Origin of the sequence: Myxococcus sp. CA033, from assembly GCF_013336625.1 — a bacterium.
Classification (GTDB): domain Bacteria; phylum Myxococcota; class Myxococcia; order Myxococcales; family Myxococcaceae; genus Myxococcus; species Myxococcus llanfairpwllgwyngyllgogerychwyrndrobwllllantysiliogogogochensis.
In genome coordinates this window covers 172,786-198,735 of record NZ_JABUMU010000015.1, presented here as the reverse complement: position 1 = coordinate 198,735, position 25,950 = coordinate 172,786, and the positions used below count along the sequence as shown (strand labels likewise).

General features: G+C 68.8%; 15 protein-coding genes and 2 tRNA genes. 9 read left to right on the top strand and 8 right to left on the bottom strand.

The window, feature by feature from the left end:
- Positions 1–15 precede the first annotated feature (15 nt).
- Positions 16–393 carry a YraN family protein gene (locus tag HUA78_RS29430; protein ID WP_174455348.1) on the top strand — a complete coding sequence of 126 codons (378 nt, stop codon included), beginning with the start codon at positions 16–18 and terminating at the stop codon, positions 391–393.
- 9 nt (positions 394–402) lie between these two features.
- A complete protein-coding gene (gene rsmI, locus HUA78_RS29425; protein ID WP_174477657.1) occupies positions 403–1,233 on the top strand; it encodes a 16S rRNA (cytidine(1402)-2'-O)-methyltransferase in 831 nt (276 codons plus the stop codon).
- Positions 1,234–1,344: 111 nt separating this feature from the next.
- Here the strand turns inward: rsmI and HUA78_RS29420 are convergent, their stop codons facing one another.
- From HUA78_RS29420 to HUA78_RS29400, 5 genes are all read right to left on the bottom strand, one after another.
- A complete protein-coding gene (locus HUA78_RS29420; RefSeq protein WP_174455350.1) occupies positions 1,345–2,664 on the bottom strand; it encodes a hypothetical protein in 1,320 nt (439 codons plus the stop codon).
- A 95-nt stretch (positions 2,665–2,759) separates the two neighbouring features.
- Positions 2,760–3,806: a peptidoglycan DD-metalloendopeptidase family protein gene (locus HUA78_RS29415; protein ID WP_141646341.1), complete on the bottom strand. Its 1,047-nt coding sequence runs from the start codon at positions 3,804–3,806 to the stop codon at positions 2,760–2,762.
- Between the two features lie 76 nt (positions 3,807–3,882).
- Positions 3,883–5,307 carry a sigma-54 dependent transcriptional regulator gene (locus tag HUA78_RS29410; protein WP_174462110.1) on the bottom strand — a complete coding sequence of 475 codons (1,425 nt, stop codon included), beginning with the start codon at positions 5,305–5,307 and terminating at the stop codon, positions 3,883–3,885.
- A 25-nt stretch (positions 5,308–5,332) separates the two neighbouring features.
- Complete coding sequence (encA, locus tag HUA78_RS29405) at positions 5,333–6,199, bottom strand: encapsulin nanocompartment shell protein EncA (protein ID WP_141646339.1); 867 nt, start codon at positions 6,197–6,199, stop codon at positions 5,333–5,335.
- A 47-nt stretch (positions 6,200–6,246) separates the two neighbouring features.
- On the bottom strand, positions 6,247–6,723 hold the full coding sequence (locus tag HUA78_RS29400) for a ferritin (protein WP_174455352.1): 477 nt from the start codon (positions 6,721–6,723) through the stop codon (positions 6,247–6,249).
- A 105-nt stretch (positions 6,724–6,828) separates the two neighbouring features.
- On the opposite strand from HUA78_RS29400, the gene murJ reads away from it, so the two are divergent.
- The 6 genes from murJ to HUA78_RS46720 all read left to right on the top strand — a co-directional run bounded on the left by murJ (position 6,829) and on the right by HUA78_RS46720 (position 21,646).
- Complete coding sequence (murJ, locus tag HUA78_RS29395; RefSeq protein ID WP_174462112.1) at positions 6,829–8,529, top strand: murein biosynthesis integral membrane protein MurJ; 1,701 nt, start codon at positions 6,829–6,831, stop codon at positions 8,527–8,529.
- 284 nt (positions 8,530–8,813) lie between these two features.
- Positions 8,814–10,772 carry a S1 RNA-binding domain-containing protein gene (locus HUA78_RS29390; RefSeq protein WP_174477683.1) on the top strand — a complete coding sequence of 653 codons (1,959 nt, stop codon included), beginning with the start codon at positions 8,814–8,816 and terminating at the stop codon, positions 10,770–10,772.
- Between the two features lie 97 nt (positions 10,773–10,869).
- Positions 10,870–10,943 (top strand) — tRNA-Met (locus HUA78_RS29385).
- A gap of 68 nt (positions 10,944–11,011) precedes the next feature.
- Positions 11,012–11,085 (top strand) — tRNA-Met (locus tag HUA78_RS29380).
- A gap of 528 nt (positions 11,086–11,613) precedes the next feature.
- Complete coding sequence (locus tag HUA78_RS46730) at positions 11,614–18,927, top strand: myxosortase-dependent M36 family metallopeptidase (RefSeq protein ID WP_174477656.1); 7,314 nt, start codon at positions 11,614–11,616, stop codon at positions 18,925–18,927.
- Between the two features lie 307 nt (positions 18,928–19,234).
- Positions 19,235–21,646: a cation:proton antiporter gene (locus HUA78_RS46720; RefSeq protein WP_217442640.1), complete on the top strand. Its 2,412-nt coding sequence runs from the start codon at positions 19,235–19,237 to the stop codon at positions 21,644–21,646.
- Positions 21,647–21,665: 19 nt separating this feature from the next.
- Here the strand turns inward: HUA78_RS46720 and HUA78_RS29360 are convergent, their stop codons facing one another.
- Positions 21,666–22,724: a patatin-like phospholipase family protein gene (locus tag HUA78_RS29360; RefSeq protein ID WP_174477655.1), complete on the bottom strand. Its 1,059-nt coding sequence runs from the start codon at positions 22,722–22,724 to the stop codon at positions 21,666–21,668.
- A gap of 108 nt (positions 22,725–22,832) precedes the next feature.
- Between HUA78_RS29360 and HUA78_RS29355 the strand changes: the two genes are divergently transcribed.
- Complete coding sequence (locus HUA78_RS29355) at positions 22,833–24,500, top strand: amidase (RefSeq protein ID WP_174477654.1); 1,668 nt, start codon at positions 22,833–22,835, stop codon at positions 24,498–24,500.
- A 13-nt stretch (positions 24,501–24,513) separates the two neighbouring features.
- On the opposite strand, the gene HUA78_RS29350 is transcribed toward HUA78_RS29355, so the two are convergent.
- A complete protein-coding gene (locus tag HUA78_RS29350; protein ID WP_141646334.1) occupies positions 24,514–24,885 on the bottom strand; it encodes a DUF1330 domain-containing protein in 372 nt (123 codons plus the stop codon).
- Positions 24,886–25,149: 264 nt separating this feature from the next.
- A complete protein-coding gene (locus HUA78_RS29345) occupies positions 25,150–25,857 on the bottom strand; it encodes a 2OG-Fe(II) oxygenase (protein WP_174477653.1) in 708 nt (235 codons plus the stop codon).
- Between the last annotated feature and the right edge of the window lie 93 nt (positions 25,858–25,950).

Genomic DNA, 25,950 nt, shown 5'->3' with positions numbered 1-25,950 from the left:
GAGGACGGTGGGGGTATGGGGATGGGGCGTGGGGTGCGGCGGGAGTTCGGGGATGAGGCGGAATCGGTGGCGGTGCGGTACCTGGAGGAGCGGGGCTGGCGGGTGAGGGCGCGGAACTGGCCGTGTCGTTACGGCGAATTGGATGTGGTGGCCGAGCGAGAGGACACCGTGTGCTTCGTCGAGGTGCGGATGCGCTCCTCGGCCGTATGGGGAGACCCGGCGCACACCGTCTCGTTCGCCAAGCAGCGTCGGGTGGTGAAGGCGGCGCTGCACTATCTCTTCGCTCATGACCTGCGTGAGCGGATGATGCGCTTCGACGTGATTTCCGTGGTGGGGCGTGGAGCGCGCGCCACCGTGGAGCACATTCCCGGCGCCTTCGATGCGGGCATGTAAGGGGAAGGCATGGCTGGAACGCTGTACCTGGTGGCCACGCCCATCGGGAACCTGGGTGACATCTCTGCGCGCGCGCTGGAGACCCTCCGCGCGGTGCGCTTCATCGCCTGCGAGGACACGCGGCACTCCCGTGTGCTGCTCGACCACTTCGGCATTGGCGGCAAGGACCTGGTCAGCCTGCCCGCCTTCGCGGAGGGGCAGCGGGCCGGGCGAATCCTCGATCGAATCGCAGAAGGGGATGACTGCGCGCTCGTCACGGACGCGGGCAGTCCGGCCATCAGCGACCCCGGAGAGCGACTGGTGGCGGAGGCGCTGGAACGAGGGCTGACGGTGGTTCCAATCCCGGGCGCCACGGCCCTCGTCGCGGCCCTGAGCGCGTCCGGGCTGCCCACGGGGCGCTTCCACTTCCTGGGGTTCCTGCCCCGCAAGGGCGCCGAGCGGCGCGCCATGCTGGAGGAGGTGGCCGCGCTGTCCGCGACGCTGGTGCTCTACGAGTCTCCGCGCCGTCTGGGAGAAACGCTCCCGGACCTGCAGGAGGTCTGGGGGGACCGCCGTGCGTGTGTCGCCCGCGAGCTCACCAAGCTGCACGAGGAGTTCGTGCGAGGGCCGCTGTCAGAGCTGTCCGCGCGCTACGCGACGGAAGAGGCCCGGGGTGAGGTCGTGGTGCTCGTGGAAGGCCGTACCGGAGAGCGCCGCTGGTCCGAGGAAGAGCTGCGGCGCGGGCTCGAAGAGGGGCTTGCTCGCGGCGAGAAGCTCAAGCCCCTGAGCACCGAGCTGGCGCGTCGTGCGGGCTGGTCGGGACAGGACGTCTACCGACTCGGGCTGTCGCTGAAGCGGTGAGTCGAAGCGGGACCCAGGAGGCGCGTTCTCCCTCCTGGCGTCCGCGTTGCTGCTGCCCGCGACACCGGGAGGCAGGCGGTGGATGCCGCGCCTCCCGGGTGTCATCTGCCGCTAGAAGTTGAACGAAGCGCTCAGGTCGAAGCGGAACGTCGTGCTGCCGATGGCGCGGAACCGGCGGGAGACAAGGTCGTAGCGCCAGTCGAACGTCGGGTTGAGCTCGGGCGAGCCCACCGCCGTGTCGACCTGACCATCACCGTTGAGGTCCTGGCCCATCTCCTCGTTCGTCAGCGTGTGGTCCGTGTTGTAGAGGAACGTGCCCGACGCGCGAATCTTGAAGGTGTCCGACGCGCTCGCGGTGGCGCCGAGCATGCCGCCGACCTGGAAGTACTCCTCGGAGGTGAGCAGCTTGCGAAGCGCCGCGCTCAGCTCGTTGTTGTACCGGCCCGCGCCCACGTAGTTGCCGATGGCCCGCAGGTCCAGGGTGAACTTCTGGTGCTTCTGAGGCCTGTCGAACGGCACCAGCTCCACACCGGCGACCATCCCCAGCATCTCCGGCGACTTGATGCCCGTCTCCTTGCGGTTCCACGGACCTTCGCCGCAGTTGCCGGGAGCACCCAGGTTCGTGGGGTTCGACGTGCGCTGGTCGCAGTTCGAATAGAAGAGGGGACCTCGGACGGGGATGGTGTAGCTGGCCTTGAAGTACGGCTCGGCCACGCCCATGCGGCGCGAGAACGCCGTGTAGAGCTGGTACTTGTGGACCCGGTCGCCAATGTTGCCGCGCTCGTCCGAGTTCGTGGTGTCCACGCTCGGGTCCCTCACCTTCGCGGTGGGGGCCTCGTAGTCGATGCCGACAATCCAGGTGGGCTTGGTCTCGTCCTTCGCCTGGTTGAAGAAGGCGTAGGCCAGGCCGAAGTGGAGGTTGCCCAGTCCGCCCCGGAAGCTCTCCTGCGGCACGCCGAAGAGCGGCACTCCGTTGGTCTGCGGGTCCGAGAGGCATCCCGCGATGGTCGAGCCATCCGCGTTGATGCAGTTGTTGGTGATGGTGGAAGACTCCTGGGACGACTGGGAGGTGAAGTCCCACCGCTCGTTCTGCTGGAACACCAGCGGGAGCGTGAAGGACAGCTCCAAGTCCCTGTAGAGACCCACCGCCAGCCTCAGGTTGAGGCGGGCATCGACGCCCTTGTACCAGAGCTCCGCGGCGTCACCGCGCGTGGCTGGTGAGCCATCCTCGTTGGGCGGCGTGCCCGCGGGCGCGAGCTGCTCGCGGACAATCTTCGCGCGAGTCTGCGTACGTTCGAACCCGACGTCGATGAACAGGTCGAACGGATCGTCATCCTCGAAGGAGGAAGCGATCCGGGTGATATCTGCCGCGCTGGCGGCGAACGGCGCGCCCAGCGTCAGCGCGGCGAGTACGACGCGAAGCCTGTGCATCCGACCTCCGACGGCGAAACGAGCGGGCCTTCCGGCAAGCCCGGGGGCTTCCAGCTAGCCGCGCCGTCGAAGGAGTGTCAAGAATCGGGTTGCTTTTACTTCCCCGCGACGGAGGTTCCGAGCAGCCCTTCCAGGCGCCGGACCTCGTCATCGAAGCCCGTCTTGTGGCCGGCCGCCATGGTGCGGCGGTAGGTCTTGTGCTGGTCGAAGGGGTCCAGCACCCGGTCGTCCTGGGTCATCAGCTGGTAGTGGAGGTGGGGCGCGAAGGAGCGACCCGTGTTGCCGCTCCGTGCGATGACCTGGCCCACGTTGAAGCGCGAGCCCGGGTGGATGTCCTTGGACACCTCGTCCAGATGCAGGAAGAGGGCGCGGCGGCCACGGCCGCCCGTCTCCACCAGCTCCAGGCAGTTGCCGTTGCTGCCCCAGTTCCAGTTCTTGCGCTTCACCACGCCGGCGAAGGGCGCCTTGACGGGCGTGCCCACCGGGGTGCGGAAGTCCACGCCCTTGTGGCGGCGACCGTCGCGCAGCAGGGACGTCACCTGCTCGTAGTCGTCCAGCGGCGACTTCTCCAGGCGCAGCTCCAGCTCCTCGCCCGTGGACAGGTAGTAGCGCGCGGCGCCCTCGGTTCCGGCCTGGTATCGGTACGCACTCAGCGTCTTGCCCAGCTTGGCGCTGGTGAAACGCACCGCGTGGACCAGGGGCTCCTCGTTGGGGCGGCGCTGGAAGAGCACGTCAAGGGTGTCGCCGCGCAGGATTTCACCCGGAACCTCCACCCACCACACCAGCGTGCGCGTCACCACCTGCGCCAGGGCCGGGCCCACGTCCGCGCCAGCGGAGTTGTTGAGGGCCGTCTCCAGCGGGCCCTCGATGCGCATCGACGCGCGCTCCAGGCCCGCGGCCTTCACCGGATCCACGGGGACAGGCGCGGCGAGAGGGGCCGCAGCGAGGGCGCCCGCATCCGTGGGGCCGGTGGCCTCGGCGACAGGCTGGTGGATGGCGGCCTCGCCCGTGGCGTTCGCCATCCGTTGCTTCCACCACCACACGCCCCCGGCGGCTCCGCCAAGGATGAGTGACACGGCGACCACGGGCCCGATGGGGCTGCGCTTTGGAGGTGCACCGAGGGTGGGAAGGTTCGGCCGCATACAGGCTCCCTGGTTTGGAAAGAGTGGGCGGGCGCGAAAACCAGCGCCCGCGACGAGGAATTCCGCCAGCCGAGGGTCAATCCTCGGGGCCGTCCTCTTGCTCGTCTGGCGTGGTGTCGCGCAGACCGAATTCCTTCATCTTCGTTTGCAGGGACTTGCGGCTGATCTGCAAGAGCCGCGCGGCCCGGGTGACGTTGCCACCCGTCTCATCGAGCTTCTTGACGATGAGGTCGCGCTCCAGCTCCGCCGCCTTCATCCGGACGATGTCCTTCAGGCCCACCTCACCCGTGGGAACTTCCAGGGTCGGTGCGCTGGGGGGCGGCGCGGGGCTTGCCTGGACGCCCGCTCCCTGCCGAACGGGCTCTGGCAGGTCCTTGGCGGTGATGAGCGGTCCGTCCGCGAACAGCAGCGCGCGCTCGATGAGGTTCTCCAGCTCGCGGATGTTGCCCGGCCACGCATAGCCCTGCAGCAGCGCCAGCGCGTCGTCGGTGATGCCTTCAATCTTCTTGTTGAGGCGGCGGTTGTACTTGTCCACGAAGTGCCGCGCGAGCATCAGGATGTCGCTGCGGCGCTCTCGCAGGGGGGGCAGGGTGAGTGGCACCACCGCCAGCCGGTAGTACAGGTCCTTGCGGAAGCGGCCGGCTTCGATCTCCGCCTGGAGGTCGCGGTTGGTGGCGGCCACGAGGCGCACATCCACGCGCGTCGTCTTGATGCCACCCACGCGCTCGAACTCGCCTTCCTGGAGCGCGCGCAGCAGCTTCACCTGCATCTCGACGGGAATCTCCCCGATTTCGTCCAGGAAGAGGGTGCCGCCATCGGCCAGTTCGAACCGGCCGGGCTTGGAGGTGACGGCGCCGGTGAAGGCTCCGCGCTCGTAGCCGAACAGCTCGCTCTCCAGCAGCGTGGCGGGGATGGCCGCGCAGTTGATCTTGATGAACGGCTTGTCGCGACGGCTGGAGGCGCCGTGCAGCGCGGTGGCGATGAGCTCCTTGCCGGTGCCGCTCTCGCCGGTGATGAGCACCGTGGAGGGCGTGTCCGCCACCTTGTCGATGACCTTGTAGACGTCCTGCATCTGGGGCGACTCGCCGATGATGGCGGCGCGCGCCTTGAGGTCCGGACGGACGGAGCGACGGGCGCTCTCGTTCGTCTTGGCGGCCTTGGCGACCACGGCGGACAGCTCCGTCTGGTCGAAGGGCTTGGTGATGTAGTCGAACGCGCCCGCCTTGATGGCGTCCACGGCCGAGTCCACGGTGCCGTGCGCGGTGATGATGATGACCGGCACGTCGGGGTTGGCGGAGCGGATGGTGCTCAGCACCTCCATGCCGCCCACCTTGGGCATCACCAGGTCCGTCACGACGATGTCTGCGCCGTTCTTGTGGAACTCCGCCAGCCCCTGCTCACCGTTCTCCGCGACGGTGACGTCGAAGCCATCCCGGCGCAGCATCGCGGCGAGCACCTTGCGGAGATTCGCCTCGTCGTCGATCACCAGGACTTTTGCCATGGGAGCAGGGCGCGGAGGGGCCGGACTAACGACGGGCCGACGCCGCGGTCGGGCCCTCAAGGGTGCAGATGGCGTCCGGGTGCTTGATGCGCAAGAGGAGCGCCTCCAGCACGCGGAACGGATGGTTCATCCTCGAGGCACCCAGGTAGGCCGCCACCATGTCCATGGCCACCGCCAGGTCCATGTTCTCCCGGCCGGTGGACACCACCACGCCCGAGTCACCGCGCAGGCGGTTGGACTGGTAGACGCCATCCGAGGCCAGCTGCTTGAGGGTCTCGATCTCCAGCACGCCCGTCTTCTCGTAGATGCGGTGCAGCGCCGAGTACAGCCGGGGCGACAGCACGACGGCATAGGGGCCGAAGTGGCCGTGCTCGTTGAGCGTGCGCGTGGCCTCGACGACGGCCTGGAAGCCGCCGCCCGCCACCGTCCAGTCACCCAGCGGCACGGTGAGCCGGCCGTTGGCCGTCATCAGGCCCTCGTAGCCCAGCTTCGCGTCGCCGTAGAAGATGAGCTCGTCTTCCTGCTGAGCGCACAGCGCCGCGGCGCCCGCGGCGGCGGACACGTCCAGCGGCATGTTGTGCGTCCGGGCCGCCTCGATGTCGCGCCAGTGCAGCAGGAAGTCCTTGTAGATGATGGGGATGGTCTTGAACTTGCGCGCGTCGGTGAAAACCATCGCGGTCTCCTGCTCGCCGACGATGTCCACCGCGCCCGGGGACACGCCCTGGAACTCGTCGTAGGGCACCGTCTGCACGCCCGCGCCCAGCGGACCGTAGATGTCGAGGATGCGGCGGCCCACGAGCGAGCGCCGCGCGACCTGGATGACGGTTTCATTCAGGCGCGCCCACTCCTCTTCACGGAGCGGGTTCTCGGCATGTCCAAGGAAGTCAGGCATCGAACAGTCTCCAGATACTCAACAAGGAGAAAAGAAAAGGAACGTCTTCAGCGATTGCCGCCACCACCGCCACCACTCCGGCGGAGCGAGCCCACCGTGAGGGGATGGGACTCCACGGCGGGCGGCGGAGCGGGCAGGCCGTACATCAGGCGCTGCGGGGGAAGGGCGGTGAGCGGCTCCACCGGGGACCGGCCGTTGATGACGTTCGGCGCCGGTGGGGTGGGGGAGGGCGAATGGGCCGCGACGGGTGTGCCCGCATCGGCGACGGCCTGCTGGAAGTGCCCGGCCGCGATGGGACTGGTGAAGCGGGCGTCCTGGTTGGCGTCGAGCATGCGCAGCATGTGAACCGCCTCGGACACGTGTTCCTTCTCCTCTGTCGCCAGGTGGAGGAAGAACGCCTTCACTTCCGGGTGGGAAGCGGCCCGGGCGAAGGACTCGTATTCGTTGATGGTCTCCAGCTCGCGCGCCAGCACGCGGCGAATGCGCGCCACGTCGTCCAGGTCGCTGTCCGGGGTTTCGGCCATTGGGAATGGACCCTTGCAATCCGCCGGGGGCACCGTCAAGAGAAACAGGGCCCGGTGGGTTTCCTGCTTCATGCCACTTGACGTCACGCATAGAGTCCGGCGCTCGTGACCGCCTCCGTGCCCGAGCCTTCTCCGCCGCCTCCCACCGCCCCGTCTCCTCGGTCCGAGCGCTCCAGCGGCCGAGGCGCGCTGCTCGTGGCCACGGGCATCCTCGCCTCGAAGCTCGTGGGGCTCGTGCGCGAGCGCGTCTTCGCGCACTACCTGGGCAACGAGGCGGCGGCGGCCATCTTCAAGGCGGCGCTGCGCATCCCCAACTTCCTGCAGAACCTGTTTGGCGAGGGCGTGCTCTCCGGCTCGTTCATTCCGGTGTACGCCCAGCTGCTCGGCCGCAAGGACACAGAGGAGGCGGACCGGGTGGCGGGCGCGGTGTTCGGCCTGCTGTCGCTGGCCACCGCGCTGCTCGTGGGCGCGGGCATGCTCTTCACGCCGCTCTTCGTGGACCTCATCGCCCCGGGCTTCGAGGGCCACGCGCGCGAGCTGGCCATCCGCGTGGTGCGCGTCCTCTTCCCGGGCACCGGCTTCCTGGTGCTGAGCGCCTGGTGTCTGGGCATCCTCAACAGCCACCGCCGCTTCCTGCTGTCGTACCTGGCGCCGGTGGTGTGGAACGGCGCCATCATCCTCACGCTGCTGGTGCTGGGCGGCCGCTATGGCGAGGAGCGCCTGGTGGAGCTGCTCGCCTACGGCGTCGTGGCGGGCAGCTTCCTCCAGTTCGCGGTGCAGGTACCAAGTGTCCTCAAGTTGCTGGGGCGCTTCAGGCCCTCGCTCTCCACCGCGGCGGCGCCGGTGCGCCAGGTGCTCAAGAGCTTCGGGCCCGTCGTCCTGGGGCGCGGCGTGGTGCAGTTCAGCGCGTGGGTGGACACCGCCTTCGCCACGCTCATCTCCGAGCGGGCCATGTCCTCGCTCGTCTATGCGCAGACCATCTACCTCATCCCGGTGAGCCTCTTCGGCATGGCGGTGTCCGCGGCGGAGCTGCCGGAGATGGCGCGCGCGGCGGATGGCGAGCGGGAGGAGGTCGTCGCGAAGCTGCGGACGCGTATCGACGCGGGCGCGCGGCGCATCGCCTTCTGGGTGGTGCCCTCGGCCGCGGCCTTCTTCTTCCTGGGAGACATGGTCGCCGCGGCGCTGCTGCAGACGGGCCGCTTCGGCGCGGCGGACTCGCGCTACCTCTGGTACCTGCTCATCGGCGCGTCCGTGGGGCTGGTGGCCGCCACCGTGGGCCGGCTTTATGCCTCCGCGTTCTACGCGCTGAAGGATCCGAAGACGCCGCTGCGCTTCGCCATCGTCCGCGTGGCGCTGGGCTCGCTGGGGGCCTGGGTCCTGGGCCTTCACGGGCCCGAGTGGCTGGGGCTCCCCCCTGAACTGGGCGCGCTCGGCCTCACGCTCTCCAGCGGCATGGTGGCCTGGCTGGAGTCGACCCTTCTGCGCCGCAAGCTCTCCAGGCAGCTGGGCCGCGTGGGCGTGCCTTCGGGGTTGCTGCCCCGGCTGTGGGGCGCGGCGGTGATCGCCGGAACGGTGGCCCTGGGGGTGAAGCTGGGGCTCGCCTCGGTGCTGGGTCCCATGCCCGGAGTGCAAGCGGAGTGGGGCGGGGCCTTCCTCGCCCCCCCCGCGATGCATCCCATCCTGGGATTCATCGCCGTCGCCCTCCCAATGGGAGTAATCTATTTCGCGGTGGCCGCGGCGCTCGGCGTGCCGGAGGCCAGCGCGGTGTTCCGCAAGGTTTCTGGCCGCCTGCGTCGCAAGCGCTAAGTGCGCGCCATGGCTCGGCTCCTGACGGAGCAGGCAGGCTTTGATTGGGGGTGCAACCAGGTGTCGGAAGGGATGGCGTAAAGGGCTCTCGTCGTTAGGGTCCTGGCGGTGGTGTGGACCACGTGCGCGTCATCGGGGCTTCCTCCCGACAGGGCGCGCGTGTAGAGTGCGCCGCCTTTTTCATGGGCTCCGGCTTCACGGGAAGTCTGGGCTGACTTCGTCTCAGGAAGGTCTCGGCAGTGAGCGACGAGAAGAACGGTTCCAATGCGGGCGGTCCTGGCGGAATGGGCCCCAAGAAGCCGAAGGCGACCTTCGGCGACGTGATGCTCGGCATTCCTTCGGGCGGCGCAAGCCGTGGCGAGGGAGGTCGTGGCGGCGGCGGCGGTCGCGGAGGCGAGCGCGGCGGTCCCGGTCAGGGCCGCGATGCGCAGCCGCGTCCCGAAGGAGGAGCTCCTCGCGAGGAGCGCCGCCCGCGGGGCGGTGGCAGCCCAGGGGGTGAGCGCCGCGGTGGTGGCGGCGAGCGCCGTCCGTCCGGCCCCATGGTCGTCGTGAAGCGTGCGTCGGGTGCCATCGAAACGCGGGGTCCGGTGAGTGAGCAGCCCGCCGAGGCGACCGCGACGGCGGAGGCCACCACGGCCGCCGCCGAGGCCTCCGGCGCCACTCCGACTCCCACGCCGCGCCCTGTCGCGCCGACGCCGGCGCCTTCCACGGCGCTGTACGAGGAGGTCCCCGAGTCCGAGTCCTTCGCCGAGATGTTCGAGGTGCAGGTGAAGGAGGGGGGCGCTCCGGGTCGTCGGGGCGTCCGCCTGGGCGAGAAGGTCAAGGGCACCATCTTCCAGCTCGGCGCGGACACCGCGTTCGTGTCGCTGGAGGGCTCGTCCAAGAGCGAGGCGATGATCGAGCTTCGCGAGCTCAAGGACGACGAGGGCATCCTGCGCTTCGGCGTTGGCGACAGCCTGGAGGCGCACGTCATCGAGGTGGGCGCCAAGGGCATCGTGCTGAGCCGCGCGCTGGCCAAGGGCAGCGCGTCCATGGCGATGCTGGCCGAGGCCCGCGCTTCCGGCATGCCCGTCGAGGGCATGGTGCTGAGCGTGAACAAGGGCGGTGTCGAGGTCGCCATCGGTGACCAGCGCGCCTTCTGCCCCATCAGCCAGCTGGACCTGCGGTACGTGGAGAAGCCGGATCAGTTCATCGGCGAGAAGCTCAAGTTCCGCGTCACGGAGGTTCGTGACCGCAACGTGGTGCTGTCGCGCCGCTCGCTGCTCGAGGACGAGCAGCGCACGCTCGCCGCGGAGACGCGCAAGACCCTGTCCGAGGGCAGCATCGTCAAGGGCAAGGTCTCTGGCGTGCGCGACTTCGGCGTGTTCGTGGACCTGGGCGGCGTGGAGGGGATGATCCCCGTCTCCGAGCTCTCGTACACGCGCGTGGGTCACCCCAGCGACGTGGTGAAGTCCGGCGACGAGGTGGAGGTGGAGATCCTGCGCATGGAGCCCGCGCAGCCCAACTCGCCCGACAAGACCAAGCAGAAGGAGCGCATCACGCTGTCCATGCGCTCGCGGCAGGAAGATCCCTTCAAGAAGGCGATCTCCGAGATCAAGGAGGGCGACCGCCTGCAGGGCAAGGTCGTCCGCCTCCAGCAGTTCGGCGCGTTCGTGGAGCTGCGTCCGGGCGTGGATGGCCTGGTGCACATCTCCGCGCTGAGTGATCGCCGCATCGCGCACCCGCGCGACGTCGTGAAGGAAGGCGAGACCATCTGGGTCGCCGTCGAGAAGATCGACGCGAACGAAAAGCGCATCGGCCTGCGCCGCATCACCGAGGACGAGGCGCAGCGTCCTCCCGAGGAGCGCACGGCTCCGGTGGCCGCGGAGAAGACCGCGCCTTCGGCTCCGGCCACGCCGCGTCCCAAGGCGGGGCAGGTGGTGGTGGGCAAGGTGGACCGCATCGAGCCCTACGGCGTGTTCCTCCAGTTCCCGGGTGGCAAGGGTCTGCTCCCGGCCAGCGAGACGGGCACCGAGCGCGGCACGGATCTGCGCAAGCACTACGCGCTCGGCCAGGAGGTGAAGGTGGCGATTCTCGACATCGACGCCTCCGGCAAGATTCGTCTGTCCGTCACCGCCGCGGTGCGCGCCGAGGAGCGTGCCGAGGTGGAGGAGTGGCAGAAGACGCAGCAGCCGCAGGGCGCCGCCGCTGGCAAGAAGGGCTTCGGCACGCTCGCCGATCTCTTCAGCAAGTTCGGCAAGTGATTCACCGGACTCGAGCACGTGTGACGCGTGTTCGAGTTCGCGGGAAATAGATGTTGCAGTCCACGGCGAGGGGCGGTACTACCTCCCTCGCCGCTGACGCGGGGTGGAGCAGCCTGGTAGCTCGTCGGGCTCATAACCCGAAGGTCGCAGGTTCAAATCCTGCCCCCGCAATTAGGAATGCCAGAGGCCCGGAGAATAGAAAGCCGGGCCTCTGGTGTTTATAGGCAAACACAACATGTCGCGGGGTGGAGCAGCCTGGTAGCTCGTCGGGCTCATAACCCGAAGGTCGCAGGTTCAAATCCTGCCCCCGCAACTTGGTGTCTTTCGAGGGCCTGTCTGGATTCGGAAGAAACCGCAAGGTTGAAGACCCCGGTCGCCAGAGATGGTGGCCGGGGTTTTCTCTTTGGTGCGCTTGGATGCCTTCGCGTCAGCGCGCCGTCCCGCCCCACAGCCCAATGGCAGATCAACCCGGGGGCAGGGGAGTGTCCGTGCCCTGACGACCGCCGGGACTCCCCGTCGCGTCTGGCTTGACACGGGAGAAACTGGGTAGGTCCGCCAGCACTGGAATGTTGGCCCTGGACATTGCAGCCCCTTGAGATGACTGGGGATTTTTCAGACGAGGTCTCTCGTGGATACGGAAATCTCCCGCCATCATAGAAAAAACCGCAATGTCGCCTTTCAACCTACACCAGTAAAGGCACTAATCTCTCCAACAGGTGACAATTTGTCACCTGGGAGCCAATCAGAACAGACCTGAGCTTCCGGCAAGGCTGTCGGAACGCGACGTATCGGGTCTCCCGGGCGGCTCCCACCCCGCGCAATCCCATGGGAGCACCCCCACGTGAGAAGGTTGGTTGCCAAGCTGTCCGGCCTGGCGCTGGTACTTTCAGGTACTGGCTCCTTCGCCCGGACGCTGCCGAACTACGACGCATTCCTGGAAGCCAAGCCCGCGGGCCGCACCGCCGCGAGCTTCAAGCCGGTGGACGCCGACACGGATGTCCGTGTCACCCACCGGGATGAGCACACCGGCGCCCCTCGCTTCCTGTGGGCCACTGGTGGTGCACAGAACAAGCTGAAGGCGCAGTACGCCAGCATGGCGCCGGCGCAGGCGGCCCTCACCCAGCTCAACGACTACGCGGCGATGTACGGCGTGAAGTCGTTCGAGGTGGCCGGTGCCCGCGTCTCCGCCGTCAAGCAGCTGCCCCAGGGTGTCAAGGTCGTCACCGTGGCGCAGGAGGTTTCCGGCGTCGAGGTGTTCCGCCAGAGCCTCCGGCTGCTGTTGAACAAGAACAACGAGCTGGTGTCGGTCTCCGGCACCATCTCCGAGCACGTGACGGCGCGGGCCGCGCCGGAGCGGATGCGTTTCAAGCTGTCGGCGAAGTCCGCCATCGCCGCCGCCTTCCAGGACGTCACGGGCTCCGCGCTCGACGGCAGCCTGCTGAACCAGGTGAAGAGCGCGAAGCCCACGGGCCGCTATACGCGCTACGCCCTGGCCTCGTACGCGCGACCGCAGGAAGAGAGTCTTCGCGAGCCCGCCCGCGCCAAGCAGGTCTACTACGCGCTTCCGAACGCGCTGGTGCCCGCGTACTACGTGGAGGTCATCACCGGCCGCGAGAACAGCGTCGATTCGGACGCCTACGCGTACGTCATCTCCGCGTTGGATGGTCGCGTGCTGTCTCGCAAGGACATGCGCGAGCAGGCCGCCTTCAGCTACCGCGTCTTCGCGGACACCACACCCCCGTATACGCCTCACGACGGTCCCGCTGGCACGAACGCCACGCCGCACCCGGACGGTGCGCCGACGGGCTTCCGGCCCGCGTTCGTTCCTCCCTCGCTCGTCACCCTGCAGAACGCGCCCTACAGCCAGAATGACCCGTGGCTCGCGGCGGGTGCGACGGTGACCGCCGGCAACAACGTGGACGCGTACGCGGACCTCTTTGCGCCGGACTTCTTCAGCGCGGGCGACCTTCGCCCCACCGTCACGGCTCCCGGCGTGTTCGACCGGACGATGCTGTTCGACATCCAGCCGAACGCCAATGCGGAGCAGATCGCCGCGGCGACGACCAGCTTGTTCTACCTGAACAACTGGCTGCACGACTGGTACTACGACTCCGGGTTCGACGAGCTCTCGGGCAACGCGCAGCTCGACAACTTCGAGCGCGGTGGCGAGGACGGCGACCCCATCCAGGCGCAGGCGCAGGACTACAGCGGCACCGACAACGCCAACATGCTGACGCCGGCGGATGGTGCCTCACCGCGCATGCAGATGTACCGCTTCTCCGGCCCGCGCGATGCGCGCCTGACGGTGAATGCTCCGGCCCATGTCGCGGGTAACTATGCCGTCGGAATCGCATCCGGCATGGGTGCCCAGGCGTTCGACGTCGTCGGCAACGCTGTCGTCGCGCTGGATGAGGCGAATTCGACCGGTCCGACGACGATGGACGGCTGCACCCCGCTGACCAATGCGCCGGAGGTGGCTGGGAACATCGCCATCATCAATCGCGGTGTCTGCGCCTTCACTGTGAAGCTCACCAACGCTCAGGCCGCAGGGGCTATCGGTGTCATCATCGCAGACGATGTCGCTGGCCCTGTCGCGGATATCGGTGGTGCTTCGACAACCATCACCATCCCCGCGCTGCGCATCACCCTGGCGGATGGCAACCTGATCCGCAACGAGCCGGGCCTCAACGTGCGCATGTTCCGTGCGCCGAGCATCGGCCCGGACGGCACCGTCGACAACATCATCGTCGCGCACGAGTGGGGGCACTACATCAGCAACCGCCTCATCCTCGACGCGGGCGGCCTCGTCAACCAACAGGGCCGTTCCATGGGTGAGGGATGGGCTGACTTCCACGCGCTGCTCATGGTGACCCGGGCGGAGGACATCAACGTCCCCTCCAACCCTGACTGGACGGGTGCATACGGCGCGGCGGAGTTCGCCCCCCGCTACGGCTCTCCCGACAGCGCCTTCTTCGGCATCCGCCGCGTGACGTACTCGTCCGACATGGCGAAGAACGCGCTGACGTTCCGCCACATCGCGAACTCGTCCGCCCTGCCCACCACCGCGCCCATCATTACGAACACCCTCCCGAACTCGCAGTTCCACAACTCGGGTGAGGTGTGGGCCACCATGCTCTGGGAGGCCTATACGTCGCTGCTGCGCGTCCACCCGTTCCAGGTGGCTCAGGACCGGATGAAGCAGTACATCGTCCTGGGGTACATGCAGACGCCCTACGCGCCCACCTTCCTGGAGGCGCGTGACGCCATCCTCGCGGGTGCCTATGCCATCGACCCCGCGGATGCTGAGCGGATGTGGACGGCCTTCGCCAAGCGTGGCGCCGGTGTCGGCGCCGTGGCCCCGTCCTATGTCTCCACCACCCACGAGGGTCTGGTCGAAAGCTTCCGCACCGGCCCCGCGCTGGGGCTCGTGAGCGCGACGCTCTCCGACGACCTGCCCACCGGTTCGTGTGATCGCGACGGTGTGCTCGACAACGGTGAGACGGGTCGCATCGTCGTCACCATCGCGAACACCGGCTCGCACCCCGCGCGCAACGCCTCGGTGACGGTGTTCTCGCCGTCCCGCGGTGTCGTCATCGGCAATGCGGGCGTGGTCCGCCTGCCTGAGATTCCCGTGTTCGGCCAGGTGACGGTGGCGCTGCCGGTGACCCTGACGGGCGCCGCGACGGCCTCCGTCGCGGAGTTCATCATCGCCTTCCGCGATGAGAACCAGGCGGTTCCGGGAGACGTCATCGCCGCGCTGAACGCGGTGACGAACTACGACGAGGCTCCGGAGACCAGCCGGACGGAGAACGTCCAGTCCAACCCCGCGACGCTCCCCTGGGAGCTCGAGTCCAGCGAAGCGCCTGAAATCAACGAGTACTTCTTCGGGCTCGTCTACGTCGATGACGCGTTCATCGACCGCGCGTTCTTCGGCGAGAACCGGGAGTTCCCCACGGACTTCTGGCTGAAGACCCCGCCGCTCAACGTGAGCGCCACCGCGCCGTTCATCGTCAGCTTCGACCACACCCACGACTTCGAGGCCGACGCGAACGCCAACTACGACGGCGCCGTCATCGAGCTCACCGAGGACAATGGTCAGACGTGGATCGACATCGGCGTCCCCCTGTACGGTGGCGTGCTGGATACGGCCCCGGGCGTGCTGAACCCCCTGCAGGGCCGTCAGGCCATCGTCGGCACGAGCGCGAACTTCCCCACGCTCGATCCCGCGACGCTGGACCTGGGCACCACGTACGCTGGCAAGACGGTCCAGATCCGCTTCCGCATCGGCACCGACAACTTCGTCGGCGCGACGGGCTGGGCGCTGGACAACCTGTCCTTCAGCGGCATCGACAACACGCCGTTCACCTCCCTGGCGGCGGACAACAACGTGTGTCTGAATCGTCCTCCGGTCGCCAACGCCGGTCCGGACCAGACGGTGCCCGAGCGCACCGCGGTGACGGTGGCGGGCAGCGCGACGGACGCAGACGGCAATCCGCTCACGTACACCTGGACGCAGTTCTCCGGCACGGCGGTGACGCTGTCCGGCGCCGACACGGCCACCGTGACCTTCACGTCCCCTGAAGTGGCGTCGGACCGCGACATCGTGCTGCGGCTGAACGTCAGCGACGGCAGCCTGACGTCCACGGACTTCGTGACGGTGCGCGTGCTCAACGTCAACCGCGCTCCCACCGTGAACGCGGGTCTGGATGGCTCGGCGAATGAGCGTGGCAGCTTCACCCTGTCCGGCTCCGCGAGCGACGCGGATGGCGACAGCGTCACCTACCTCTGGACGCAGGTGTCCGGCACTCCGGTGGCGCTGACGGGCTACACGGCCGCCTCCGCCACGTTCGCGACCCCCGAGGTGGACTTCGACACGACGCTCACGTTCCGCCTCACCGTCTCCGACGGCAAGGTCAGCGTGAACGACACCGTGGACGTGGTCATCCACGACGTGAACCGCGCCCCGGTGGTCACCGCTTCGTCGGTGACGGTCGATGAGCGCAGCACCGCCAACCTCACGGCCACGGCCTCTGATGCGGACGGTGACACGCTGACGTACGCCTGGACGCAGCTGTCCGGTGCCCCGGTGACGCTGTCCGGCGCGGACACAGCGACGGCCTCCTTCGCGACGGGCGAAGTGGCCGCCAACGCCGTCCTCACCTTCCGGGTGACGGTGTCTGACGGTACGGCGACCGCCACGCAGGACGTGACGGTGAACGTGCTTCACATCAACCGCGCGCCGACGGTGAACGCGGGCCTGGATGGCTCCGTGAACGAGCGCGCCGTGGCCACGCTGAGCGGCTCGGCGAGCGACGTGGATGGCGACGCCCTGACGTACACCTGGGTGCAGACGGCCGGTACTCCGGTGGGCATCACCAACGCCACCTCGGCCATCGCCACCTTCACCGCGCCGGAGACGGCGACCGGTGAGACGCTGACGTTCCGCCTGATGGTGAGCGACGGCAGCTCCACCGCGAGCGACACGGTGAACGTGCAGGTCAATCCGGTGAACCGCACGCCGGCGGTGACGGCCTCGCCCGTCACGGTCAACGAGCGCACCACCGCGACCCTCATCGCCACCGGGACGGACCCGGACGGTGACACGCTGACGTACGCCTGGACGCAGCTGTCCGGCGCCGCGGTGACGCTGTCCGGTGCGAACACCGCGACGGCCACGTTCACGGCCGCCGAGGTCATCACCACCGCCACCCTGACGTTCCGGGTGACGGTGTCGGATGGCACGGCGACCGCCAGCCACGACGTGACGGTGACGGTGCTCAACGCCAACCGCGCGCCGACGGCGAACGCGGGTGCCGACGGCACCGTGGGTGCTCGCTCCGAGTACACGCTGAGCGGCGTTGGCGGTGACGCCGACGGCGACGTCCTGACGTACACCTGGGTGCAGACGGCTGGTACGCCCGTGGGCATCACCCACGCCACCACCTCTACCGCCCGCTTCACCGCTCCCGACAGTGTGGAGACGCTGACGTTCCGCCTGACCGTGAGCGACGGGACGTCCGTCGCGAGCGACTCGGTGAACGTGGCTGTCACGAGGGTCAACCGGGCTCCGTCGGTGACGGCGTCCGCGGTGACGGCCGACGAGCGGAGCACTGTCTCCCTCGTGGCCCAGGGCGTCGACCCGGATGGCGACGCGCTGACCTACGCGTGGGCGCAGCTGTCCGGCACTCCGACGGTGACGTTGGAGAACGCCAACACGGCGACCGCGACGTTCGACGCGGGTGACGTGGACGACGACGCGGAGCTCACGTTCCGCGTGACGGTGTCGGATGGTGGCGCCACCGCGAACCAGACGGTGACGGTGACGCTGCGCAACGTGAACCGTGCTCCCACGGCGAACGCGGGTGCGGCGGCTTCCGCCGTGTCCGGTACCACCGTGACGCTGGATGGCAGCGCGAGCAGCGACCCGGATGGCACCTCGCTGTCCTACACGTGGACGCAGATCAGCGGCCCGTCCGTGGTGCTGTCCAACGCGGTCTCCGCCCAGCCGTCCTTCACCGCTCCGTCGGTGGAGGCGCAGCGCGACCTGGTGTTCAGCCTGGTGGTGAACGACGGTGCGGCCAGCAGCGCGGCCTCCCTGGTGGTCATCACCATCAACCCGGCGGCCATCCCCAACCGGTCTCCGGTGGTGACGGCGTCCGCGGTGACTGCCGACGAGCGGAGCACCGTCTCCCTCGTGTCGCAGGCCTCCGATCCGGATGGCGACACGCTGACCTACGCGTGGACCCAGCTGACGGGCGCTACCGTGGAGCTGCAGAACGCCGACGCGGCGACCGCGACGTTCGATGCGGGTAACGTGGACGACGACGCGGTGCTCACGTTCCGTGTGACGGTGTCCGACGGCACCTTCGATGCGACCCAGGACGTGACGGTGACGGTGCGCAACGTGAACCGTGCTCCCACGGCGAACGCGGGTACGGCGGCCTCCGCCGTGTCCGGTGCCACCGTGTCGCTGAACGGCGGCGCGAGCAGCGACCCCGACGGCGCCACGCTGACGTACCAGTGGACGCAGGTCAGCGGGCCGGCGGTGACGCTGTCCAACGCCACGGCCGCCCAGCCGACGTTCACCGCTCCGACGGTGACGGCCGAGCGCGACCTGGTCTTCGCCCTGGTGGTGAGCGACGGTGCGGCCAGCAGCACGGCCTCCCTGGTCGTCATCACCATCACCGCGCCGCCGGTTCCGAACCGTGCGCCCGTGGTGACGGCGTCCGCGGTGACGGCCGATGAGCGGAGCACTGTCTCCCTCGTGGCCCATGCCACGGATGCGGACGGCGACACGCTGACCTACGCGTGGACCCAGCTGACGGGCACCACCGTGACGCTGCAGAACGCCAACACGGCGACCGCGTCGTTCAGCGCGGGCGAAGTGGATGACGACGCGGCGCTCTCGTTCCGCGTGACGGTGTCCGACGGTGACGCCAACGTGAACGCGACGGTGACGGTGACGGTGCGCAACGTGAACCGTGCTCCCACGGCGAACGCGGGTGCGGCGGCTTCCGCCGTGTCCGGTGCCACCGTGACGTTGGACGGCAGCGCGAGCAGCGACCCCGATAGCACCACGGTGACGTACCTGTGGACGCAGATCAGCGGTCCGGCCGTGACGCTGTCCGAGGCCACGGCGGCTCAGCCGACCTTCACCGCTCCGACGGTGACGGCCGAGCGCGACCTGGTGTTCAGCCTGGTGGTGAACGACGGGGCGGCCAACAGCTCGGCCTCCCTCGTCGTCATCACCATCACCGCGGCGCCGGTGGAGAATGTCGCTCCGGTGGCCAAGGCCCGCATCATCCTCAATGGCAGCCAGACGTCGATGACCCTCGACGGCTCGGCTTCCTCCGACGCGAATGGCGATGCCCTGACCTACAAGTGGGAGCAGACGGGCGGCCCGGGCGTGACGCTCAACGAGTCGACCAAGGCGGTGCTCAACGTGGACGTTCCGGAGCTGGATGACGACAGCGCCACGTTCACGTTCAAGCTGACGGTGAAGGACAGCCACAACGCCACCCACAGCGTCACGGTGGCGGCCACGGCCACCCCGGATGATGGGGGTGGTTGCTCGTCCACGGGCGCGGGTGCTCCGGCGGGCATGCTCGCCCTGGCGCTGCTCAGCCTGCTGCACCGTCGTCGTCGCGTGAACTGAGCCGGAAGCCGCCTCCTCTCGGGGAGGCGGTCTCCTCTGGGGACGGGTGCCTGACAGGCCCGGACCCGGAGGCTCTCCAGCGGTTCGAGCATTCTTGAAGTCCGACGGCCGGCATCCTCTCGCGAGGGTGTCGGCCGTTGTTCATTCCGGCGTCGTTCGCGGGACAACGTTCGTGGGGGCGAAGTGACGAGCCCCCGCCGCGTGACGGTGACTGGTGCACGAATCCGCCGCGCGGCGCACGGGTGGCCATGCGCGCTGGGGCAGGCTCGGCTCCCGTGTGGCTCGACCGGGCCGCCGCCTCCCGTCCATGTTCCCACTCGCCTCGGCCGCGCCGCCGTTCCTGCAAGAGATTGTCATCCTGATCGCCGCGGGCGCGGTGATGGCCTACGTGGGCCATCGCTTCAGGCTGGTGCCCATCGTCGGCTTCCTCCTCGCGGGCGCGCTGATTGGACCCAACTCCCTGGCCCTGGTGAAGGACCTGGAGCTGGTGAACTCCGCCGCTGAACTCGGCGTCATCCTCCTGCTGTTCAGCATCGGCCTGGAGTTCAGCCTGGAGAAGCTGGCCCGGCTCAAGCTGCTCCTCTTCGGCGGCGGAGGGCTCCAGGTGGGGCTGGCGTCCGTGGGGATGATGGGCTTGCTCATGCTGTTCGGCGTGGCGTGGCGGCCCGCGCTGTTCACCGGCTTCCTCGTCGCGCTGTCCTCCACCGCCATCGTCCTCAAGCTGCTCGGAGACAGGGGAGGGACCTCGTCCGACGTGGGGCAGGTGTCCCTGGGGCTGCTCATCTTCCAGGACCTCGCCGTGGTGATGATGGTGCTGCTCGTCCCCATCCTGGCGGGGAAGGGCGACTCACCGCTCCACTTCGTGTGGGCCTTCGCCAAGGCGCTCGGCATCATCGTCGCGGTGCTGGTGGTGGCGCGGCGGCTGATGCCCCGGCTGCTGGAGGTGGTGGCGCGCACGTGCTCACCGGAGCTGTTCCTGCTCACCGTCATCGCGGTGTGTTTCGGCACGGCGTTCCTCACCAGCCTCGCGGGCGTGAGCGTGTCCCTGGGCGCCTTCCTCGCGGGACTGGTCGTCAGCGAGAGCCGCTTCAGCGAGCACGCCTTCGGAGAAATCCTTCCGCTCCAGATTCTCTTCAGTGCGACGTTCTTCGTCTCCGTCGGCATGTTGCTGGACGTGGGCTTCCTCGTGGCGCACCTGCCCGTGGTGTTGCTGGCCATCGTCGCGGTGCTCGTCGTGAAGGCCGTGACGACGGCCATCAGCGTGCTGGCGCTCGGCTATCGCCCGCCGGTGGCGGTGGAGAGCGCGCTGCTCCTGGCTCAAGTGGGGGAGTTCTCCTTCGTGCTGGAGCGCAGCGGACGGCGCCTGGGGTTGTTTCCCGCGGGCCTCCCCGAGGGCTCCCAGGCGTTCATCGCGGCCACGGTGATGTTGATGGTGCTCACTCCGCTGCTGTCCCGGCTGGGCATCTGGGCGGGTGGACGCCTCACCCGCAGAGGTCACAACGCGATGGCGCAGGAGGGCCCTTCCACGGACGAGTCCGAAGCCCTCGCGGCCGAGTCCTTCGCCCGCTTCGAGAACCACGTCATCGTCGCCGGCTACGGAGATGGCGCGCGCCGACTCACGCGCGTGCTGCGCGGCTCGGGCATTCCGTTCCTGGTGGCCACCTTGAGTCCCCAGGGCGCGAATGAAGCGGAGGCCGAGGGCATGGCGGTGCTTCGCGGCGACTATGCGCGTCAGCGCACGCTGCGCGTGGCGGGCGTCCAACGCGCGAAGCTGTTGATGGTCGTCGACGACGAGGTCGCCATGGCCCACCGCGTGGTGGCGGTGGCGCGGATGGAGAATCCGACGCTGCGCCTGGTGGCTCGCGTGCGCACGGTCGCGGACGTGGAGCCGATGAACGAGGCTGGCGCGGACGTCGTCGTGTGCGAGGAGCTGGAGAGTCTGGTCGCCGTGCTGACCTCGCTCCTCGAGGACTATCAACAGTCCCCCGAGGAGATCGAGGACCATGAGGACGCCGTGCGGCGCTCCGGCTACGCGGCGCTGCGACTGGCGGGCTCGCTGGAGAAGCCGCTGCTCGTCTGCGCCCTGGAAGAAGACTGCCTGGGCTCTCGCCGCGTGACGGTCCGCCCGGGTGCGCCCATCGTCGGACAGACGGTGGAGGCGCTGGTCCAGCGAGCCGGTGGGGCACTCAAGGTCCTGGAGCTGCGAAGGGAAGGGGTGCCGCTGTCGCGAGTGGAGCCGCACACGCGGTTCGAGGTCGGTGACGAACTCGTCCTCAAGGGCTCGGTCACGGCCTTCGAGCGCGGCGCGGAGTTGTTCCGCTCACCGCCTCCCGAAGGACTCGAGGTGGAGGCCGGGCCACCGGAGAACGTCGCGCCCCGCACGGCGGCGGAGCTCATCGACACGCAGGCCACCATCGAGTTCCATCCGAGCGCGGGCACGGGGCCTTGTGCCCACCTGGACCAGCTCCGTCCCGTGCGGCCCCGGACGCGGGGGTGCGAGGAGTGTCTCAAGCTCCATGACACCTGGGTTCACCTGCGGCTGTGCATGACGTGCGGCCACGTGGGCTGCTGCGACGACTCCAAGAACAAGCACGCGACGGGGCACTTCCACGAGACGACCCATCCCCTCATCCGTTCGCTGGAGCCCGGTGAGAGCTGGGGCTGGTGCTATCTCGACGAGGTCCAGCTCGAAAGCGAGCCCGCGCCGGCAGGGAAGTGAGCGCCGCGCGGCTCCAGGCTCAGAGCGGCCTCACGTGCTCGGCGAGTCGCCCCGTGGCGATGAGCTCCTGGAGTTCGTCTCCCATCCGCTCGCTCTCGGAGACCACCTGATTCCAGGCGCGGATGCGCGCGGTGTCGGTCATCCGCTCGAAGTCGACGCGGTCCGGAATCTTTCCACCGGGCAGCCTCGCCACCAACTCGGGGGAAGGGGAGATGAGCAGCGCCCTGCGGAAGTTCTCCGGCCGCGCCCGTCGCCAGCGCAGGGCCTTGTCGAACCAGCCGGGCACCACATACGGATAGAAGTGCGGGTACAGCACCAGTCCCTCACCAGGACCGAAGTCCAGGTCCAGGTGGTAGTCGATGACGCCACCATCCCGGTACACCCCTGGATGCGCACCGGGGATGCGCACGCCGCTCAACACGAGCGGAATCGAGCCCGAGGCGATGAGCGCCGGCTTCAGGTTCTCCGCCGTCAGGGGCAGGTGGACGGACGGCAAATCCTTCTGTCCCGCGAAGGGCGTCGTGTCGCCGGCCGTGTCGAAGATGACGCGGCGCAAGTGGAGGCTCAGGCTCTTGCGGCTCACCACATTGCCCATCGCGCACAGCGCCAGGCCCAGGAGCTGGACGCGCGGATGCTCGACACCCAGGGGACCTCGACACAGCGCCGTGACGATGTGCAGCCGCGCCCACGGATGGTTGAGGATCTCCTTCAGGCCATCATCTCCCAGGAGCGCATCGAGGATGCGCTCGCTCGTCTCGCTCACCAGGGAGGGCGAAGGCTTGGGCGGATAGCGCTGGTCGATGTACGCCGCCTCGAAGCGCCGCAGCGCGGACACCGGGTCGTTCTGGGCCAGACACGCCAGTCGCCAGCTGCCGATGGAGCTGCCAATCAAGTGCAGGGGGCGGGTGCGTCCCTTGAAGATCTCGCCGAACAGGGCGCGGTCCAGCCCGGCCAGCACCAACCACTTGGGGCCACCGGAGGCTCCAGGCACCACATCCACGTCGTCACCGCGCAGCCCCCGCGCCCGCAGCAGCCGCAGCGCGTCAGGTCCCGCCAGAAGCGTCAGATTCGAGGCCATGTCGGGGTTGCACCGTAACAGGAGCGGGTGGGTTGCGCGGGACTTCCGTGCTCGGGCGCGCATGGCTTGCGACAATCCATGCGCCACTGCTGTACTGCGCGCGCCCCCATGAAAAAGCCCACGCCTTCCGGACATCGCTCCTGGGAAATGAGTCGGCGCGCCTTCCTCGGTGGCTCGGCCGCTGTCACGGCCCTGGCCACGGTGGACGCCACCGCGAACCCGCCGGGGCACGCTGCTCCTTCCTCCAGTCCGTTCGAACTGGAGGAGGCCACCATCGTCGACCTCCAGGCCGGCCTGCGCGAAGGGAAGTACACCGCGCACGGCCTCACGGAGCGCTACCTGGCGCGCATCGCGGCCATGGACCGCACCGGCTCGCTGCCGCTCCTGTCCGTCATCGAGCTGAATCCCGACGCGCTCGCCATCGCCCAGGCGTTGGACTTGGAGCGCAAGGAGAAGGGCGCTCGCGGTCCGCTGCATGGCATCCCCGTGCTCATCAAGGACAACATCGCGACGGCGGATCGGATGCAGACCACCGCGGGCTCGCTCGCGCTCGTCGGTGCCGTGCCCTCGCGAGATGCGTTCGTCGTCGAGCGCCTGCGCGCCGCGGGCGCTGTCATCCTCGGCAAGACAAACCTCAGCGAGTGGGCCAACTTCCGCTCCACGCGCTCCGCCAGCGGCTGGAGTGGACGCGGCGGCCAGTGCCGCAATCCGTATGCGCTGGACAGGTCGCCGTCGGGCTCCAGCTCGGGCTCGGGCGCCGCGACGGCCGCGAACCTCTGTGTCGTGTCCGTGGGCACGGAGACGGATGGCTCCATCGTGTCGCCCGCCGCGGCGTGCTCGCTCGTGGGACTCAAGCCGACGGTGGGACTCGTCAGCCGCTCGGGAATCATCCCCATCTCTCACAGTCAGGACACCGCGGGCCCGATGACGCGCACGGTGGCGGATGCCGCCGCGCTGCTCACCGTGCTCGCCGGCGTCGATGCCTCCGACGTGGCGACCGCCGCGAGCCAGGGCCGCACGGGACTGGATTACACGAAGTTCCTCGACGCCGACGGGCTGAAGGGCGCGCGCATCGGCGTCCCTCGCGAGCGCTTCTTCGGCTACCACGCCGCCACCGACGCGCTGGTGGAGCAGGCCCTGGAGGTCATGAAGTCGAAGGGCGCCATCCTCGTCGACCCGGCCTCCATCCCCAACGCGGCGAAGCTGGACGAGCCCGAGTTCGAGGTGCTGCTCCACGAGTTCAAGGCAGGCGTGGAGTCGTGGCTCGCGAGCCTGGGCGGCACGACGAAGCTGCGCACCATCGCGGACCTCATCCGCTTCAACGAGGAGCACCAGGACTCAGAGATGCCGTACTTCGGGCAGGAGCTGCTGCGTCAGGCGCAGGCCCGCGGACCGCTCTCCGATGCGAAGTACCTCAAGGCCCTGGCCTCCAGTCGCAGGCTGTCACGCGCGCAGGGCATCGACGAGGTGATGCGCAAGCACCAACTGGACGCGCTCGTCGCGCCCACGCAGGCGCCTCCAGGGCTCATCGACCTGGTGAACGGCGACCACTGGCTGGGCAGCAGCTCCACCCCCGCCGCCGTCTCCGGCTACGCCACCCTCACCGTGCCCGCGGGCTACGTGCGCGGGCTGCCCGTGGGGCTGTCGTTCATCGGTCGCGCATGGAGCGAGCCCACGCTGCTCAAGCTCGCCCATGCCTACGAACAGGCCACGCGGCACCGACGTCCGCCTGGCTTCGTTCCCACCGCGGACCTGCGCCTCGTCGCCGGGCGCTGAGTCCTCGCCACGCTCAGGGCGACGCAGCCCAGGGAAGCGTCGCCTGCATCACCGCCTCGTGCAGCGCGGCCGTGCGCAGATGGCTGAAGCGCTGGTAGTCCGGGTCGTTCACCATCTCCAGGAACGCCGCGCGGCTCGGGTAGCGCACCAGCATCACCGCGTCCCAGGTCTGCCCTGGCTCCGCCACCAGCGCGGTGGAGCCGTCGCCCGCGTAGAGGGGCTGCGCGCCTGCCTTGATCATGAACGGCATGATGGCGTTCGCATACTCCGCGAACGAGGCCCGTCCCCCCTCCTTGAACCGCACCAGGTTCATCATCACCAGCGGCCCCCCGGGGTCTTCCTGGATGAAGCGCTGAACGTCGGTGCCCTGCGGATCGACAGCCACGGTGCCTCCTGAAAATCGAATCGGTCCGCCCCCCATCGAGACGGCGTGTCATTGTCGCTCAGTCTCACCGTACGGTGAACCCGGAACAGGACAGACCCGGGAGCCCCAGAAACTGGGGCCCACGCCACCCACGGCGAGCGCGCCGCGGAAGCCAGGCTCCGTCTCGACGCGCCCGCCGCCCGCCTCACGTGGGATGCCGAAGCGATTCAGGCCCGCCGTGTCGGGTCCATCCGGAGGGCTCCACGCGGGCCGTTGAAGGCTCGTTCAGGTGTTTCCGGTGTCGGTGCGCTCGCGCTGAGCATCCAGGTAGGCGGCGAAGCCCGCCTTGGACTGGATGCGGAAGGGCGGCAGTCGCGCGAGTGCGTCGGGCGCGAAGACGTATTGCTCGCAGACGAGGCTCGCGCGCTGCGAGTCGTCCCGCGCGCCGAGGAAGGGCTGCACCTCGTGCTGGAGATGTCCCTGGAAGTGCACCAGCAGCCCGGGCCGTGGCCGCACCTCGCCCACGTCGCGATTGTCATGCAGCAGGCGAAGCGCGCCGCCGCGCGCGCCCGCGGGCATCTGGAGATACAGGACGCTCACGTGTCGAGGCGTGGCCTCCGGGACGCCGCTGGGCCCCTGCAACGTCGCGTCGATGTGTCGGCCCACGCCCTTGCCCGCGTCGAGCAACAGCAGGTTCAGATAGAACGCGTTGGGCGTTGGCTGGCGCGAGCCGAACAACCGCTCCCTCCACGGTCTCAAGCCGCGCGCGCTCTCCGGCGCCAGCACCCGCGCGAGATACGCGCGCAGGAACGGGAAGCGCGCCTCCAGGGTGCTCCTTCCTTCATGTGTGAAGATGAAGGCGAAGCCCCGACTCGCCTGGAACGTGCCCATCAGCGGGCTGCGGGCCACGAAGCGAGAGCCCAGCAGTGCGTCTCGCAGGGACTCCAGCTCCACGGGGGGGAGGGCTTGACGGTGGGTGATGTAGGGGCGCACGACAAAAGGCGGGGATTGCGAGGGAAGAGACGAAGAAGTGCTTTTACAGCCTACCTTTTAGGTTCCAGAATTGCCGTGTCTCACTCCCCCCGC

Bases quoted from the DNA above. Each gene is read 5' to 3' on its own strand.
- HUA78_RS46720 (WP_217442640.1), top strand. From the start codon at position 19,235: ATGTTCCCACTCGCCTCGGCCGCGCCGCCGTTCCTGCAAGAGATTGTC.
- HUA78_RS29420 (WP_174455350.1), bottom strand. From the start codon at position 2,664: ATGCACAGGCTTCGCGTCGTACTCGCCGCGCTGACGCTGGGCGCGCCG.
- HUA78_RS29415 (WP_141646341.1), bottom strand. From the start codon at position 3,806: ATGCGGCCGAACCTTCCCACCCTCGGTGCACCTCCAAAGCGCAGCCCC.
- HUA78_RS29410 (WP_174462110.1), bottom strand. From the start codon at position 5,307: ATGGCAAAAGTCCTGGTGATCGACGACGAGGCGAATCTCCGCAAGGTG.
- HUA78_RS29390 (WP_174477683.1), top strand. From the start codon at position 8,814: ATGGGCCCCAAGAAGCCGAAGGCGACCTTCGGCGACGTGATGCTCGGC.
- HUA78_RS29400 (WP_174455352.1), bottom strand. From the start codon at position 6,723: ATGGCCGAAACCCCGGACAGCGACCTGGACGACGTGGCGCGCATTCGC.
- HUA78_RS29360 (WP_174477655.1), bottom strand. From the start codon at position 22,724: ATGGCCTCGAATCTGACGCTTCTGGCGGGACCTGACGCGCTGCGGCTG.
- rsmI (WP_174477657.1), top strand. From the start codon at position 403: ATGGCTGGAACGCTGTACCTGGTGGCCACGCCCATCGGGAACCTGGGT.
- HUA78_RS29355 (WP_174477654.1), top strand. From the start codon at position 22,833: ATGAAAAAGCCCACGCCTTCCGGACATCGCTCCTGGGAAATGAGTCGG.
- HUA78_RS29430 (WP_174455348.1), top strand. From the start codon at position 16: ATGGGGATGGGGCGTGGGGTGCGGCGGGAGTTCGGGGATGAGGCGGAA.
- encA (WP_141646339.1), bottom strand. From the start codon at position 6,199: ATGCCTGACTTCCTTGGACATGCCGAGAACCCGCTCCGTGAAGAGGAG.